Consider the following 15,767-nt stretch of genomic DNA (forward strand, 5'->3'; position numbering starts at 1 on the left):
CAGCTTCAACCTACTTGTTGCAAATTCCAGCCTGACACTTTCTAAAAAGGCTCTTTAAACGGTCTTAAATCCAGTTCATGACTCCAGGCGCTTGGGTGTTGCTGATGAATCGCCCAATAGGTCTCAGCAATGGCGTCAAGCTGCAACAAGCCATCCTTGCCTTTGGCTTTAACATAGTCCGGGAACCGGATTCTTGCGCGTTCGCCATCAATCACGCCGTCAATGACAGTATGCACGACATGGATGCCTTGCGGTGAAAATTCGCGCGCCATGCCCTGCGCCAGCGCCCTCAGGCCAGCTTTCGCAGAGGCAAATGCAGTAAACGGCGGTCTTGCCCTTAATGACGCGGTTGCGCCGGTAAAAAATAGCGTTCCTTTTTGCCTGTCCTTCATGGCCTTGACGGCTTCCTTGCCAAAGAAAAAAGCGCCCAGGCAATTTTGCCGCCACAGCGCCGTAAAGGTTTCGGCATCAGTTTTCAGCAAAGGCGATGGAATATTGCTGTCCACATTGTAGGCAGCAATATCGACACAAAAACCTTCAAGCCGTACTTTACTGAATAAATGCGCGACTTCAAGTTCAACCGTTGCATCGGCAACCACAGGCGTAGCTGAGCCGCCTGATTGCCCGATTTTATCGGTAAGCTTGTGAAGTTTGTCTTCACTTCGACCGGCAATAAAAACATGCAAACCTTTGCCAGAAAAGAAGTCGGCGAGCGAGGCGCCCAGCCCTTGCTCCGGGCCTACGCCGATGATAACGGCTGAACATTTTTGCGTCACTCCTATTTTCCTGCTGCTGTAGCTTCCGGCACTTCCATCAAACGGCCGGATTTAACATCATAAATATAGCCGTATACCGGAATATCGGCCGGCACCAGCGGATGCGCCTTGATCCGCCGCACATCTTCAAGAACGCTTTGCGCCTGATCCTTGATGGTCAGCCACTCAATATAGCTGCCTTCGGTTGAGCCGGGGCCTTGCCCGCAGTCATGCCAGCCGTCGGCATCAATCGAGGCCGCTTTTAAACTGCTGGCCAATAAATCCCGCATGATATCATCCGTAAACGTCTCCATGCCGCAATCGCTGTGGTGAATGACAAACCACTCGCGGGTGCCCAGCAGTTTATAGGAAATGACCAGGGAGCGGATCGCATCATCGCTGGCCCGGCCGCCGGCATTGCGGATCACATGCGCATCGCCTTCGGAAAGCCCGGCGTATTTGGCAGGGTCCAGGCGCGCATCCATACAGGTCAGGATGGCAAAATGGCGGCCCGGCGGCATCGGCAAATCGGCTTTGTCAAAGCCTTCAGCATAGGCGCTGTTGGCGGTTAATACTTCATTTACTATGTTAGTCATGGGATTATCCTCGTATGTGATAAGGCTCTTTAAATTAAGCGCCTGGTTTTTTATTATTTTCTGCCAAAGATTAGCGAAAAATTATTGGCGGGCATATTGATTTGCTCTTTTAATTCCAAACCCTGTTTTTCCGCTGCCTTTTTCAGGTCGGCTACATCTTTCAGTCCCCATTCCGAAACACCGGCCGACCTTAATGTCTCATGAAATTCCTTATTGGAATCGGTGGTAAAGGCTCCTTCAACCTGAAACGGGCCATAAATCAGCAAAAAACCCTCATCGGCAAGCAAATTTGCTGCGCATTCCATCATGCCGTCGGCAATTGAAACAGGCGCAACCTGAAAAATATTAATGCAGAAAATGGCGGCAAATGATTTTGGCTTGCCGGCATTTAACCAGCTTTCAGGTTTGGTTAAATCCAGATGAACAGGCTCGGCAATATTATCATGGCCATGATAGGAAGTCAGCCGTTTGATATTATCAAAAACTTCTATGTCCCTGTCGGAAGGATGAAAATGCAGGTGCTTGAAATACGGCGCAAAATAATTGATGTGCATGCCGCTGCCGCTGGCGAGCTCCAGAACATGGCCCGGCTCGTCAGGCAGCTTTTCTTTTAAAACACCCAGAAGCGGTTCACGGTTGCGGCCGCCGGCCCAGGCAACATATTCGCTTAAGGGATGCGGATCCAGGGGTGGTCTATCCAGGTTCATTATTAACTCCTCGTTATTAGTTACACTTCTAGCTAAGCAAGGGTTGTGCCAGTAATTATTAATAATATTCCTGTTAAATTACAATGACTTGATTTTTAACCTTGCCCTATAAAGGAAGCTGTGCTTCAATTAAAGAAAATTTATTTCACAACATAGCATGAATACTACCTCACTTTCCGATTTAACGCCGGTGTTTTTTCTGCAAACCTTCATTATTGAGCTGATGCACGCCAGCGAACAGCAGGGGCAAAAGCACTGCGAGCAATTGATTGAACACATTGCCAAGACTGCCGGCTGCTTTTTTGAAGAAACCTACAGGGAAGAGACCCATAAAAGCGACGCACTCAATAGTGAAAGCTATATCGAACTCATTCTTGGCCTCAAGAATAATATCGGCGGCAAATTTTCCCTGGCATCCAGTAATCAGGACTGCATCACCGTGACCAATTCCTGTTGTCCTTTTGGCGATCAGGTCACCAATTTTCCTGAATTATGCCGAATGACTTCCAGTGTCTTTGGCGGAATTGCCGCCAGAAATTTCGGTTACGCCAAGGTTGAAATAAAAAAAAGCATTGCTCGCCGCGACGGCAAGTGTGAAGTGTGTGTATACACGAACCCGAATGCGGCAACTGGACATCCGGGCATGGAATACACCGATACTACTCCCGTCAAGGAAGTGCAGGATATGAATGACCTGCATTCCCGTATTGAAGAGAGCATGCAGCAGATTTGGCGTAAACAAGGCAAGCTGCCGGCAAAAAAACAGCAGTCTCCGGCGATCATTGCCAAATCGCCGATGATGCAGAAAATACTGCAATCCATTCAGGTGGTTGCGCCTACCCTGGCAACGGTGTTAATTCAGGGTCAAACGGGCGTCGGTAAGGAATTGATTGCACGGGCCATTCATGCAATGAGCGAGCGCTGCCAGAAACCGTTCATCCCGATCAATTGCGGAGCCATTCCTGAAAGCCTGATCGAAAGCGTCCTGTTCGGGCATGAAAAGGGCGCCTTTACCGGCGCCATCGAAATTCATCAGGGCTATTTTGAAAGGGCTGAAGGCGGCACTTTGTTTCTGGATGAAGTCGATACCTTGTCTCCGGCCGCGCAAATCCGCTTGCTGCGCGTGCTTCAGGAGGGCGAGCTGGAACGGGTCGGCGGCAAGCAAATCCTGCCGGTCGACCTTAGAATTATTTCCGCAACCAATAACAATCTGGAGGAGCTTGTTAAGGAAGGGTCATTCCGCAATGACTTGTATTACCGGCTAAACGTGGTTCGCCTGCGCATTCCGCCCTTATCCGAACGGCCCGAAGATTTGCCTTATCTGGTGCAATTGATCGTGCAGCGTTTGAGCAAGAAGTATAACAGACAGATTGAATCGGTCAGCCGTGAAATCATGCAGAAAATTCGCGCCTACTCATGGCCGGGCAATGTCCGCGAGCTGGAAAATATCCTCGAACGCAGCCTTTTATTTGCCAGCGGCAAAGAAATGACCGAACTGGATTTGGAGCTTCCTGAAACCGGCTCCATTGACGAGTGGAAAAACATCAAGGAACACAGCGTTGCCAGGATTGAACGCGCCTATCTTGAAACGGCTTTAAAACAGCATCAGGGCAATGTAAAAAAAGTAGCGGAAATAATGAGTATTACGCCGCGCGCGGTCTATGGCAAATTGAAAAAATATGCGCTGAATGCGGCCGATTACCGGAACCTTGTGTCCCGCGCACAGGATGTTTCAGAAATTTAAGGGGAAATAAATGTCTCTGTTTCCGCGCGGTATGGCCTTTCGGTAAACTGATTTCCTGCCGTTGTGCCAACTGATGCGAGGCTCTCTTTTCATACCCGCTTTCGCGAATAATAGCTCTCGAAAAAAATCTTCCCTATGTCGGATAGCGTACGGAAGGATTGAAGCCTGGCGCATTATATTTTCTTGCAAATTGTATGTGCTCATGTATTGCCAGCGGCTGAGAATAGCCAGGAATAACGAAGTGGATGCTAATAATGTGTTTTGCCATTGCCGCCTATGAATGAGATCGCCTTTTTGGGGATCGGCTTTCCGGCAGCGCTTTCAAATCTCTCAATCTCCGCGCTGGCGACCGCAGCCGAGGCGCCTTTGAACTATTTTTTACATAGCTACGGCCCGGCCTCCAGGCCGACAATGATTCTGGGCTGGGTGCTGGCGGTCGTATGCCTTGCCGTCTGCATCATTATCGGCATACTGCTGGTGGCGGCGATTACCCGCAAACGTCAAGCAACTGATTCCCGAACTATCGGGCGTGAAGAGGAAGGGTTGGGATGGATTTATATCGGCGCCGGCCTATCGACCTGCGTTCTCCTTGCGCTAGCTGTATATGCAATGATTACGCTCAATGCCATTGCCAAGCCGGCAACAGCGCCGGGCCTGACGCTAACCGTTACCGGATACGACTGGTGGTGGAAAGTAACTTATGAAGATGAAGATCCCGCGCGGCGCTTTGTCACCGCCAATGAAATTCATATTCCGGTGGGCGTGCCGGTGCTGATAAAGCTTAATAGCGCCGATGTGATTCATGCATTCTGGGTGCCGCAGCTGGCCGGCAAAACCGAGATGATTCCCGGCCTGATGAATCAGCAGTGGCTGCAGGCGGATGTGGCGGGGACTTATCGCGGCCAATGCTCGCAGTACTGCGGCGCTCAGCATGCCCATATGGCAGTGGAAGTGGTCGCGCAGGCGCCGGCCAACTTTAAATACTGGCAGGAAACCCAGCGCCAGAAGGCTGCCCTGTCTTCGGCAGTTTCTATCGCTGACGGCATGAAACTGTTCATGGAGCGTTGTTCAGGATGTCACGCAATCCGCGGCACAGAGGCAACAGGCGAGCATGGCCCCGACTTGACCCATCTGAATTCCAGGCATCGTATTGCAGCCGGTTTACGCGCTAATACGCCACGGCAGGTGATTGAATGGGTTATTCATGCCCAGGAAATTAAACCTGGATCGCGCATGCCCAGCATCTCGCTATCGCCTTCTGAAATGGCGGATCTGGCGGCATTTCTGGCAACCCTCAACTAAAGCGGCGGAGAAACGGCATGAACCCTATCGCTAAAAACAGTTCTGACGCGCCTCTTATGCGGGTGCCGGAGTTCGGTCGTGCGCCTCTTGGGTCAGCTGCGGAAAAGCGGCTCGCCTCGCTCTGGGAAACACTGCCCGGCTGGCGCGGCTGGCTGGCGACAGTGGATCATAAGGAAATCGGACTGCGTTACATTATCACCGCTTTTGTATTTTTACTGATTGGCGGCGTTGAGGCCCTGGTTATGCGCGTGCAGCTGGCGCGCCCCGATCAGGCGTTGCTGACGCCTGAACAGTACAATCAACTGTTCACAATGCATGGCGTGACCATGATTTTTTTGTATTCACTGCCGATTCTGTCAGGATTTTCCAATTACCTGTGGCCGCTGCTGCTGGGCTCGCGCGATATGGCTTTTCCGCGCCTGAACGCCTTGTCCTATTGGCTGTTCCTGTTTGCCGGCATATTCCTGTATGTGAGCTTTCCCGTGGGTCAGGCGCCCAACGCGGGCTGGTTCAATTATGTACCCCTTTCCTCGCTTGAATTTGACACCGGGCCGAACATTGATGTCTATGCCTTGGGCATGGTGCTGCTGGGTATTTCCACGACAGTCGGGTCGATCAATTTTGTCGTTACGCTGTTCAGAATGCGGGCGCCGGGCATGTCCATCAACCGTGTGCCTATTATGGTCTGGGGCACGCTGACCGCGTCCGTAGGCAATTTGCTGGCCGTGCCCTCGGTGAGTCTCGCTTTTTTCCTGCTGTGGCTTGATCGGCAGACTGGCACCCATTTTTTTGATGTCAGCAATGGCGGCAAGCCTTTGCTCTGGCAGCACCTGTTCTGGATGTTCGGTCATCCCTGGGTATATGTAGTTGTATTGCCGGCGATGGGTATCGTCTCAGATGCGCTGCCGACCTTCTGCAGGCGGCCGCTGGTAGGCTACGCGGCGGTGGCGCTGTCGACCATGGCGACCATGCTGCTGGGTTTTGAAGTCTGGATTCATCATATGTTCGCCACCGGTTTGCCGACCCTGGCCTTGTCTTTCTTCGGCGCCGCCAGCATGGTGATCTCTATTCCCAGCGCCGTGGCCGTGTTCGCGTGGATTGCCACCATCTGGCTGGGCCGGCCCGTGTTTACTACACCGTTTTTATTTTTTGCCGGATTTGTAATGCTCTTCGTGATAGGCGGGGTGTCGGGCGTAATGACGGCGGCGGTGCCTCTGGATTTTCAGCTTACCGATACTTATTTCGTCGTCGCCCACCTGCATTACGTCTTGCTCGGCATTAATGTTTTCCCGGTCGTCGGCGGCATCTATTACTGGTTTCCGAAGTTCTTCGGCCGCATGATGGATGAAAGGCTGGGGAAATGGAGCTTCTGGGTGATGTTCACAGGCTTTAACATCGGCTTTTTTCCGATGCATATTGCCGGTCTTATGGGCATGCCGCGGCGGATTTACACTTACTCAGGAGATATGGGCTGGAATACCATTAACATGGTCACCTCAATCGGAGCTTTTCTGTTTGCGGCGGGCATTCTGATTTTCATGGTCAATGCGCTCATCAGTCTTAAACGGGGCGCGCTTGCCGGAAACAATCCCTGGGATGCCGCTACCCTTGAATGGTCTGTATCATCGCCGCCGCCGGCCTATAATTTTGCCGTGATTCCTTTAATTGCCAGCCGTCATCCGCTTTGGGAGAACAGAGCTGATGAAGGTGCGGCCCGTTCAAGTCTGGATGAAGGCTACCTGCTGCTGCAGGGCAGGGAAACGCTGGCTACGACCCCGCTCGATGCGCGCCCTGATCTCATTCTCAAAATGCCCGATGATTCCTATGCCCCTTTTTTTCTCGGGCTGTTCAGCGCCTTGATGTTCGCAGGCCTCCTGCTGCAGTGGTGGGATTTTGCCGGGCTGATGGCGATCGCCGGCGGTATCGCGCTTACCGCCTGGATGTGGCCTGGCAGGAAACAGGAACAGAGCGCCTCTGCCATGCACTCTGCCAGGGATGCCGAGCATGGCTAAGTTAATACCGCTGCAGGAGCCCCTGCCGGTGGGCAGCTATGGCAAACGCTCGAATGGCTGGTGGGGTCTGCTGACCTTGATAGTGACTGAAGGATCGCTGTTTGGCTATCTGTTGTTTTCCTACTTTTATCTGGCTGCCCAGACACAGCAGCAGTGGCCGCCCGACGGTTTGCCCAGGCTTGCCATTCCCGGCATCAATACGCTAATCCTGCTCGCGAGCAGCGGTTTCGTCTGGATCAGCGAATATTGCCTGAAAAGCAAAAAAATACGTTCAAGCATAATTCTGATGGCCGTGGCGATACTATTGGGAACAGGCTTTATCATGATTCAGCTGAGCGAGTGGAACAAAAAGCCCTACACGATGATTACCGATCTGTATGGCTCGCTATATTTCACTATAACTGGCTTTCATATGGCGCATGTCGTGGTAGGCATAATCATTCTGTCGCTGCTGCTGCTATGGATGATGCTCGGTTATTTTGATGATAAACGCCATGTATCAGTCTCGATTGGCGGCCTTTACTGGCATTTCGTCGACGGGGTATGGCTGTTTGTGTTTGCGACTCTGTACCTGAGTCCTTACCTCTGATTAAAGCGCTATGCTGCCCGACACCGAACCTCTCGCCTTTAATCTTCCTGCTTCAGGCGCGTCCCGAATGAGTGCTATGCGCACATTGACCGCACTGTTTGGCGCGCCGCTGCTATGGGTTGTACAGATGTCGCTGAGCGAGGCGCTCGCGGCCTATGCCTGCTATCCGCATCAGGCGCCTTTGGCGGCGCCGGTATGGAGCAGCCTTGTGCTGATGCTGGCGGGCATCAGTCTCATATGCCTGATCGGAGCGTTACTGTCCGGATTCACTGCATGGAGCCTGTGGCGGCAGGCAGAGCAAGAGCGGAAATTTCCCGGCACTGACAAAAACAGGCTGGCTGATGCTCAAGGAAGAAGGCGATTTCTGGCAAGGCTGGGCATGATGTCCAGCCTGCTTTTCATTATCGCCACCCTTTTTACCGGTTGCGCAATTATTTTTGTTTCGCCCTGCAGTTCATGGTTTTAGCTTGTTGCGTATCCATCATAAGAGGCAGACGCTGGGCAAACTGGCTGCGAGCAGCCACAGCGATTTGCATTTCGTTAAGCTGGTTTTCGGGAGGATACGGATTGTCGAGCGCGGCGGCAGAACCTGCGCCTGCGCCGCAGCAGTCAAGAGGCGCTTATCTCGCAAAAATTGGCGATTGTGCAGCCTGCCATACGGCCTCCGGTTCGGACTCTGCGCCATACGCAGGGGGCCTCGCGATTAATTCGCCCTTCGGCATTATCTACTCAACCAATATCACGCCTGATCCTGTTGCCGGCATCGGCCGCTATAGCTATGATGATTTCAGGCTGGCGCTGCGGGAGGGCATAAGAAAAGACGGCAAGCGTTTGTATCCGGCCATGCCGTACGCCTCGTTTACCGCCATAACGGATGATGATTTGCATGCCTTGTATGACTATTTCATGCATGAAGTGCGGCCCATCGCCGCCAGACCGCCCGTAACGGCTCTGCCCTTTCCGGTCAATCAGCGCTGGACACTCATGTTCTGGGATGCCGCATTCGTCAAACATCAGCGTTACGAGCCGCATCCAAACCGCGATGCGCAGTGGAATCGCGGCGCTTATCTCGTGCAATCGCTGGGCCATTGCGGCGCGTGCCATACGCCGCGCGGTTTGGCTTATCAGGAAAAGGGCTATGATGAACAGTCGCCGGTTTTTTTAAAAGGCAATGTGATAGATAACTGGTTCGCCGCCAATCTCAGGGGCAATCATGCGTCCGGTCTGGGCCGCTGGTCGGAAGCCGATATTTCCGGGTTTCTCCGCACTGGCCATGGCGCCGGGTCAGCGGTTTTCGGCAGCATGCTTGAGGTTATCGAAAAAAGCACCCAGTATTTGTACAAGGAGGACCTTGATGCGATTGCGCATTACCTGAAAACGCTCAGCCCGCAGCCCGAAAGGTCAGCTTACAAACCTTTGGCTTCAGCGGCAGCGCGGTCTGTAGAAACAAGTCTTACTCATCCCAGGGAAGACCCCGGCGCCGGCATTTATGAATCCTACTGCGCAAAGTGTCATAAGAAAAACGGCCGGGGCGATCCGCCCAAATTTCCCGGGCTCGCCGGCAGTCCGATTGTTCTTTCCGAAAATGCTTCATCACTCATTCGGCTCGCGCTTGAAGGCGGCAGAACTGCAAAAACCCGCTATGGAGTCAAGCCCGAGAAAATGCCCAAATTTGCCCGCAGACTGACTGACGGCGAAATTGCCGAGGTGCTCAGCTTCATCAGAAACAGCTGGGGCAATGCCGCTGCACCGGTTACAGCGCGGGCCGTTTACCTGTTGCGCAGGGATTTACAAAAATAATTTGTGCAGACAGGGAGTCTGAATAAAACTTGGAGGCTCATTTATTTATGGCATGCTCCGAGTGCTGGAGTTCATTCCTGATTACCATTATTATGCCGATAACACTCATCATCGATGCCGGTATCCACATAAGCAAACCGCCAATCTGCTGATCAGTAACCGGATCAAGCTGGGCGAAAGCGCGGCCGCAGAGCGTATAGATCGGGTACAGTTCCTGCGGTGCGAAGAAAATCAGGGAGCCGACCACGATTTGCGGCGGCATTACCGCCAGCATCATGGCAATGCGGCAGCCTGCGGACCGGTGAAGAGTTTGCTCAGGCGCGGGCGGCAGCACGAGGCTCCAGAATATCAAGCCGGTGATAATGACGCTCCAGTTCATTAGACGATAGAGGCGCCAGTCGATCATCGCCAGAAAGTGGACTGACGGCAGCAGCCAGAAAAATATCAGACCGTCGAACAGAATGACGGCGATTACCGGTTGACGCCCGATCGATAATAGCTGTTGCACCGGCCTGGACTCAAAAATTGGTCGAATCCAGCGCTTGCCTTTGAGCGGCGCACCCGCCCACAGAATCGCTCCGGGCCGTGCTAGCGCAATTAAAAACGGAGCGACGTGATGCAACACGACATGCTGCAGTCTGTGCATGAAAAATTCATGCTCCGAATAATATTCAAACTGGGTTTGAGACACGCTATACAGCGCCGCCAGCCCGATCCAGAAATACAGTTTTTGTCGAAACGGGGGTTGGCGGCTAGCGCAGCCCTTAACGAACAGGATTGCCGCGGCGGCAATAACCGCGATAAAGGTAAGCGATTTTTCCCAGGGCGTCAGCCACAGGAATATTTGCATTTATGAGTAACCTCCCAACAGGTCTGTCGGCTTCCGGAAACAGTGCGGTAATCCGGCAGCATCAACAAGGGATGCCGGGAACATCCCTGATAAATAGGTAGAATTAACGGCTCTCATGCAATAAGCGTAATAAATCGCTGACCAGGTTTTTATCCGGCTCAGCCGGTGAAAACAGCAGCCGCGCCTGCCCTTGCGCATCAAAAATATAAACAGCAGCGCTATGCGCTATATCATTCGACTTGCCGCCGCCTGTAGCGGGGCGGTAGGCCGACCGATAGCGCTTGACCAAATCGATGATGGCCTGTTTATTCCCTGTTAATCCGGTCATGTGCGCCGCATTGAAAGCTGACAGATAGCGATGCAGTACGGGCGACGTATCGCGGCCGGGATCTAATGTTACAAACAGGATATGGACGCGGTCAGCATCCTTTCCCAGCTTCTGCAAGACCTGGCTAAGGCGAGCCATAGCCACCGGGCATTCTGCGGCGCAGTGGGTAAAACCGAAATACATTACTATTAGCCTGCCTTTGAATGTTTGCGCAGTAACGGGCATGCCCTTATCGGATATTAACGCAAACTCCAGATCCGGCAAATGCCCGCTTATATTATTTAAATGCCAGGCGGGCTCGGAGTTGCAACTGGTAAGCCCTGATGCCAGAGCAATACCAATCAGAAAGCGGGCACTTGCGGTAGCATAAATCAGCCTGAAAATATAAGGCGGCAGCCTGAAATATTTTGAAGGGCCAGTTAATTGGCTCATTACAGCGTTGACTCGACGAGACTAAGGTGCATAGTGATTTTAAATGGCCTTATAAAAATGGATAGCTTGCCCTAAAACAGCTTTTTTTTCTAAAAGTTATCTTGATGCGATGGGGATGCTCATAAGTATTAGCCTGTTTAGGGTAAAATGGATTCTAATACTGCAGTTCTTGGTCAGGATTTTAAGCATTTTATGAATTATTCACAGCGTTTTCCTTTGCCTCAGGAACAGGTTTTTATTAACCTGTTGCCTAGTTGTCATAAACTACTTCCACAATAGGCTGCCTTCGAGATAATGCCAGAAATCAAAACGCATACCCATCCAGTTACGAGCCAGGATGAAAAGCCATTCACCCGTTTATGCCTGACGTGATAGAGGATAATCCTTGCTGACCTGAGCACCGCCCTCGCTTTACAAATCCAGGCCACTTTTAATGAATCATGAGTAATAAGCTGCATACTGCTCCAGTGCTTGATAAGGTGGAAACCGTCCAGAGAGACGGCCCAAAGCATCAAGCCTCTGTGCTTGAAAAACTCGGCCCCGGCTTGATTACCGGAGCCGCGGACGATGATCCTAGCGGGATCGCCACATATTCTCAAGCCGGCGCCCACTTTGGCAACACTATGTTGTGGACGCTAGTGTTCACTTATCCGCTGATGGCGGGAATCCAAATCATCAGCGCCCGGCTGGGGCGGGTTACGGGCTACGGACTGGCAGGCATTATGCGCAATTTTTATGCGCCGGCATGGCTTTATACCCTGGTCTGTTTATTGCTCATTGCCAATACCATAAACATTGCAGCAGACATTAGCGCCATGGGCAATGCCTTGGCTTTAGTGCTGGGCGGCCCGCGCCATTTTTATGCCGCAGGTTTGGGTTTAGTCTGCTGCCTGCTGCAAGTATTTATTTCTTATAACCGCTATGTGCGCGGGCTCAAATGGCTGACTTTATCGCTCTTTGCCTATGTCGGTATAGTCTTCGCCGTTCCAATACCGTGGCCAGTCGTCATGAAAGATGCGCTATGGCCGTCCATAAATCTTGGCGCAGACCATATTACTATGATTGTCGCGATCTTTGGCACCACTATCAGTCCGTATTTGTTTTTTTGGCAAGCCTCGCAAGAGGTTGAAGACTTGAATGCGGTGGATGCGGATAAACCGTTGCGCGGCCATCCGGAGCAGGCCGGATTAAACTTGAAACGCATCAAGATCGATACCTTGATCGGCATGGGATTTTCAAACCTGATTGCCTTTTTTATTATGCTGACAGCCGCCGCGGCCCTACATCAGCACGGCATCACCGATATTCAGACCTCGACCCAGGCGGCCGAGGCCTTACGCCCCATTGCGGGCCGTTTTGCTTTCGTGCTGTTTGCCCTGGGCATTCTCGGAACCGGCATGCTGTCTATTCCCGTCCTGGCCGGCTCCGCGGCCTTCGCCGTTGCCGAGGCATTCGGCTGGCGCCAAGGACTTAACCTGAATCCGCGGCTTGGAATGCGCTTTTACGGCATTATTGTTGCCGCCACCCTGATCGGCATAGCGTTGGGATTTACGAAGCTTGATTCCATTAAAGCCCTGTTCTGGTCAGCGGTCATCAATGGAATAATTTCCGTACCAGTTATGGCGATGATGATGCGTATGGCGGTAAATCCCAAGGTGATGGGGCAGTTCGTCATTTCCAGGCGATTGCGGATAACGGGCTGGCTGGCCACAATCATCATGGCCTTTGTTGTGCTGTTGATGTTTGCGCAGCTTGTTGATCTGGGAACACTCAGTTGAACCTGAAAAATTACCTGATATACAAGCCTGTAGTTTAAAAAAAGCTATACACCGGCTTTACCCGAGTTTGATTGCGGATCTGCACTTTCCGTTTTCGCTCAAACAGAATAGCTTGGCTTTACAGCGTCAGTCCGAGTTGAAATATTAAAACCCGTGCAGGCCTTTATATAATGCGTAAGCAAGATTAGCGACGGCCAACCCGATTACAGTAAAAAGGGTAATCTGCATTCCCAGCACCCGGTAGCGAAGGCTTCCGGTCAGCAAGCCCCTGGCGTGCACAATACGGCCGACGAGCATAGCGATACCCCCGCTATGGACAAGGGCTAAATGCCCGCCATCGAGCTCCAGCAGGATGAGCAGGATGAGAGCTACAGGAATATATTCTGTAGCATTTGCCTGGGCGCGGATCGCAACCTGGAGTTTGGGCTCGCCGCCATCGCCAAAGCGCACTTTTTTCGCCCGGCGCAACTTTATGACCCGAAGCGATAACCAGACGATTAACAGTGCCGACAGCGCCGCATAAAAAGAACTGATCACATTTCCTCCCGGGGATAGTTAAATAGATTGCAAATGCCGCACAATCAGAACTACACCACTAAAAAATCTTCAAGCTGACAGCTGATGAAGGCATGTTGCTCGGCAAGCGCTTTGTCTTCGGCAGTATTATAGCCCCACAAGGCAAAGGTCAACTTAACACTGTCCAGCTCATCGTTTTTCAAAACATTCAATAAAGCGGGCAGCCGGTCTTCGAGAAAATGAATCGTTTGGCCGGGGTGTGCTTTTAATAGCGTTTTTAAAACCTCCGGCTTGGTCATATTGCGGTCCAGGCCAAAAATCCGCTGCTCTGCCAGTTCAATCGCATTGGCTTTAAGGATATGTTTGACAAAACGCTCCTGCTTGGTAGTGACGATATACCAGGTATTCTGTTCGCCCAACTGCTGCAACCTGGCGGCAATGCCGGGAAACAGCGGATTCCTGTCGACCCAATCGGCCAGATCGTTATCAATCCACACATCCCGGGTTTCCCCCAACAGATTTTTGAGCTCGCCAGTCGTGACTTGGGCCTGTTCCAGCAAGTTTTGAATTTTGCCGGCATAACCGCTCAAAATAGCCTCGGCGGTCTTGCCCAGATAGAGCAGCCGCATCGCCAATATGGCTTCATAACCGGTTTCGATGAGCGGCCGGATTATGCGAAACTGATCAATCATTGCCTGGGGAGTATCTATTGGCATATCATCCCACAGGCGTCCGGCCGCCTTCCAGCCCGTCATCGCGGTTTCTGCCGCACTGTCGCAGATAACGCCGTCAAAATCGAGCGCATAGATAATCGAGTTGTGCATAGGTGTAGTCTTTCGAGTGAAATAAAATAACTGCCGGGTATTATATCGGATAATCCGCACCCGCTGGGGTAGCGGTCAAATATTTAGAGCTGCATTAGCCGAGTGGGGCGCCTGTCTCGTTCAGCGGCGCTGGCTGTTTTAACCGGCTTTGGAGCTTACCTTTCCATTGAATGCCGGAGCTTTGCAACACTCTCTAAGTAATCAGCCTATCTTGCAATCTCGATGTGATCCTAATCATGAAGGAGTACTCAAATGACAAAAAAACTGCATCCCCACGGGACAGCGCCTGTACCTTCCAGCTTTTACCCGACCTGGGCGCCTGCCATTAAAGATGCCGTCGGTACGGCATTAGGGAGTTCACGAGTATGGTTTACGGTCGCGCAAGGCATTGTTACTGAAGTTTATTACCCCCGGCTGGATATTCCCCAGCTAAAAGACCTGGGTTTTATCGTTGCCAACGGCAGAGATTTCTGGATCGAAATACGCAGGCTCAACGCCTATACTGTGGCTTGGGAGGATGATGTCGTTCCGGCAATAACCGTCATTCATCACCATGTCCGTTTTACGCTGACCCTGAAGATATGCGTCGATCCCGAACGTGATGTGCTGGTGGTCAACTTTATATTAAAAGGCGATGCAGATCTGCAACTCTATCTATTGGCAGCCCCTCGGCTTGGCGAGGATGCCACTAACAACCAGGCGTGGACGGATGAATGGAAAGGTCATTCTTTATTATGGGCTGAACAGGGACCGTTCGGAATGGCTTTGGCCGCAGTCGGCCGCGATGGTCGTCCGGCGTTACAGCAACGGTCAGTTGGATTAGTCGGCAACAGCGATGGCTGGCAGGATTTTAAACGCAATAATGCGATGACCTGGCATTATGCCCACGCCGGACCCGGCGAAGTGGCGCTGACTGCCCAATTGCCCTGTAGCGGAACATTGGCTATGGGGCTTGCCGGCAGCCGCGAAGCTGCTGCGACCTTGGCATTGCAAGCGCTGGCGTCCGGGTTTGAGCCGCTATGGATTGAATACTGCCAAGGCTGGCAGCAATGGCTGAAGACTTTGCATTGGCCGGCAAAATTAGACGATCTGCTCGACTCTAAATCACTGACACTATTACATCAATCGGCAGCGGTGATAAAAACGCATGAAGACCATACCTTTCCCGGCGCTTTTATTGCCAGCTTATCGGTGCCGTGGGGCGAAGCCAGCACCAGCCGGGGCGGCTACCATTTAGTATGGTCGCGCGATTTGGTCGAAACAACCGGCGCATTATTGGCGCTTGGCGACATTGCCGATGCAAAGCGAAGCTTGATTTACCTGATGTCGACCCAGCAGGCCAATGGTCATTGGCTGCAAAACCAATGGCTGGGCGGCAAGCCTTTCTGGCAGGGCATACAGCTTGACGAAACGGCGTTTCCGGTACTGCTTGCCAGCGCCTTGGCCGAGCGCAATGCGCTGGGTGAAATACGAGTCAATGATATGGTGCGCCGCGCATTGAGCTTCATCGTTCGCGAAGGGCCGACAACGGCTC

The 15,767-nt window shown here is 52.2% G+C and carries 15 protein-coding genes; 8 read left to right on the forward strand and 7 right to left on the reverse strand.

All coding sequences use genetic code 11. The annotated features are described in order from the left end of the window. Nucleotides 1-41 precede the first annotated feature (41 nt). The 3 genes from HUX64_RS14765 to HUX64_RS14775 are packed head-to-tail and all read right to left on the reverse strand — an operon-like array spanning nucleotide 42 to nucleotide 2,058. Entirely contained in the window at nucleotides 42-776 is a 735-nt protein-coding gene (locus HUX64_RS14765; protein WP_174626971.1) for an SDR family NAD(P)-dependent oxidoreductase, read from the reverse strand. A 2-nt stretch (nucleotides 777-778) separates the two neighbouring features. After that, on the reverse strand, nucleotides 779-1,351 hold the full coding sequence (locus tag HUX64_RS14770) for a beta-class carbonic anhydrase (protein ID WP_174626972.1): 573 nt from the start codon (nucleotides 1,349-1,351) through the stop codon (nucleotides 779-781). Between the two features lie 53 nt (nucleotides 1,352-1,404). After that, nucleotides 1,405-2,058 carry a DUF938 domain-containing protein gene (locus HUX64_RS14775; protein WP_174626973.1) on the reverse strand — a complete coding sequence of 218 codons (654 nt, stop codon included), beginning with the start codon at nucleotides 2,056-2,058 and terminating at the stop codon, nucleotides 1,405-1,407. Between the two features lie 157 nt (nucleotides 2,059-2,215). On the opposite strand from HUX64_RS14775, the gene HUX64_RS14780 reads away from it, so the two are divergent. From HUX64_RS14780 to HUX64_RS14805, 6 genes are all read left to right on the forward strand, one after another. After that, nucleotides 2,216-3,802, forward strand: coding sequence for a sigma 54-interacting transcriptional regulator (locus HUX64_RS14780; protein WP_174626974.1), 1,587 nt, complete (start codon nucleotides 2,216-2,218; stop codon nucleotides 3,800-3,802). Between the two features lie 276 nt (nucleotides 3,803-4,078). After that, nucleotides 4,079-5,104: a cytochrome c oxidase subunit II gene (locus HUX64_RS14785; RefSeq protein ID WP_174626975.1), complete on the forward strand. Its 1,026-nt coding sequence runs from the start codon at nucleotides 4,079-4,081 to the stop codon at nucleotides 5,102-5,104. Nucleotides 5,105-5,121: 17 nt separating this feature from the next. Beyond that, the gene (ctaD, locus tag HUX64_RS14790; RefSeq protein ID WP_174626976.1) at nucleotides 5,122-7,116 is read left to right on the forward strand and encodes a cytochrome c oxidase subunit I; all 1,995 of its coding nucleotides are present in this window, start codon (nucleotides 5,122-5,124) and stop codon (nucleotides 7,114-7,116) included. Then, the gene (locus HUX64_RS14795) at nucleotides 7,109-7,705 is read left to right on the forward strand and encodes a cytochrome c oxidase subunit 3 (RefSeq protein ID WP_174626977.1); all 597 of its coding nucleotides are present in this window, start codon (nucleotides 7,109-7,111) and stop codon (nucleotides 7,703-7,705) included. Before ctaD ends, HUX64_RS14795 begins: the two co-directional genes overlap by 8 nt. Nucleotides 7,706-7,772: 67 nt before the next feature. Further along, a complete protein-coding gene (locus HUX64_RS14800; RefSeq protein ID WP_246247050.1) occupies nucleotides 7,773-8,171 on the forward strand; it encodes a hypothetical protein in 399 nt (132 codons plus the stop codon). 101 nt (nucleotides 8,172-8,272) lie between these two features. After that, nucleotides 8,273-9,505 (forward strand): c-type cytochrome, encoded by a 1,233-nt coding sequence (locus HUX64_RS14805; protein WP_246247051.1) that lies wholly within the window; start codon nucleotides 8,273-8,275, stop codon nucleotides 9,503-9,505. Nucleotides 9,506-9,542: 37 nt separating this feature from the next. On the opposite strand, the gene HUX64_RS14810 is transcribed toward HUX64_RS14805, so the two are convergent. Together HUX64_RS14810 and HUX64_RS14815 are read right to left on the reverse strand one after the other, a co-directional pair. Further along, nucleotides 9,543-10,355 (reverse strand): cytochrome c oxidase assembly protein, encoded by an 813-nt coding sequence (locus tag HUX64_RS14810; RefSeq protein ID WP_174626980.1) that lies wholly within the window; start codon nucleotides 10,353-10,355, stop codon nucleotides 9,543-9,545. 103 nt (nucleotides 10,356-10,458) lie between these two features. After that, on the reverse strand, nucleotides 10,459-11,115 hold the full coding sequence (locus tag HUX64_RS14815) for an SCO family protein (protein ID WP_174626981.1): 657 nt from the start codon (nucleotides 11,113-11,115) through the stop codon (nucleotides 10,459-10,461). Nucleotides 11,116-11,555: 440 nt separating this feature from the next. Between HUX64_RS14815 and HUX64_RS14820 the strand changes: the two genes are divergently transcribed. Next, nucleotides 11,556-12,893: an NRAMP family divalent metal transporter gene (locus tag HUX64_RS14820; protein WP_174626982.1), complete on the forward strand. Its 1,338-nt coding sequence runs from the start codon at nucleotides 11,556-11,558 to the stop codon at nucleotides 12,891-12,893. 144 nt (nucleotides 12,894-13,037) lie between these two features. On the opposite strand, the gene HUX64_RS14825 is transcribed toward HUX64_RS14820, so the two are convergent. After that, nucleotides 13,038-13,430: an MAPEG family protein gene (locus HUX64_RS14825; protein WP_174626983.1), complete on the reverse strand. Its 393-nt coding sequence runs from the start codon at nucleotides 13,428-13,430 to the stop codon at nucleotides 13,038-13,040. Nucleotides 13,431-13,480: 50 nt separating this feature from the next. Continuing rightward, on the reverse strand, nucleotides 13,481-14,233 hold the full coding sequence (locus HUX64_RS14830) for an HAD family hydrolase (RefSeq protein WP_174626984.1): 753 nt from the start codon (nucleotides 14,231-14,233) through the stop codon (nucleotides 13,481-13,483). Between the two features lie 252 nt (nucleotides 14,234-14,485). Here HUX64_RS14830 and HUX64_RS14835 point away from each other — a divergent pair. Further along, on the forward strand, nucleotides 14,486-15,767 hold a 1,282-nt coding region (locus tag HUX64_RS14835; RefSeq protein WP_217426556.1), incomplete at its 3' end, for a glycoside hydrolase family 15 protein.

This window comes from Candidatus Methylobacter favarea (genome assembly GCF_902806695.1).
In the GTDB taxonomy this organism is placed as follows: domain Bacteria; phylum Pseudomonadota; class Gammaproteobacteria; order Methylococcales; family Methylomonadaceae; genus Methylobacter_B; species Methylobacter_B favarea.

Bases quoted from the DNA above. Each gene is read 5' to 3' on its own strand.
- HUX64_RS14795 (WP_174626977.1), top strand. From the start codon at position 7,109: ATGGCTAAGTTAATACCGCTGCAGGAGCCCCTGCCGGTGGGCAGCTAT.
- HUX64_RS14800 (WP_246247050.1), top strand. From the start codon at position 7,773: ATGAGTGCTATGCGCACATTGACCGCACTGTTTGGCGCGCCGCTGCTA.
- ctaD (WP_174626976.1), top strand. From the start codon at position 5,122: ATGAACCCTATCGCTAAAAACAGTTCTGACGCGCCTCTTATGCGGGTG.
- HUX64_RS14815 (WP_174626981.1), bottom strand. From the start codon at position 11,115: ATGAGCCAATTAACTGGCCCTTCAAAATATTTCAGGCTGCCGCCTTAT.
- HUX64_RS14785 (WP_174626975.1), top strand. From the start codon at position 4,079: ATGAATGAGATCGCCTTTTTGGGGATCGGCTTTCCGGCAGCGCTTTCA.
- HUX64_RS14810 (WP_174626980.1), bottom strand. From the start codon at position 10,355: ATGCAAATATTCCTGTGGCTGACGCCCTGGGAAAAATCGCTTACCTTT.
- HUX64_RS14780 (WP_174626974.1), top strand. From the start codon at position 2,216: ATGAATACTACCTCACTTTCCGATTTAACGCCGGTGTTTTTTCTGCAA.
- HUX64_RS14830 (WP_174626984.1), bottom strand. From the start codon at position 14,233: ATGCACAACTCGATTATCTATGCGCTCGATTTTGACGGCGTTATCTGC.
- HUX64_RS14770 (WP_174626972.1), bottom strand. From the start codon at position 1,351: ATGACTAACATAGTAAATGAAGTATTAACCGCCAACAGCGCCTATGCT.
- HUX64_RS14820 (WP_174626982.1), top strand. From the start codon at position 11,556: ATGAGTAATAAGCTGCATACTGCTCCAGTGCTTGATAAGGTGGAAACC.
- HUX64_RS14775 (WP_174626973.1), bottom strand. From the start codon at position 2,058: ATGAACCTGGATAGACCACCCCTGGATCCGCATCCCTTAAGCGAATAT.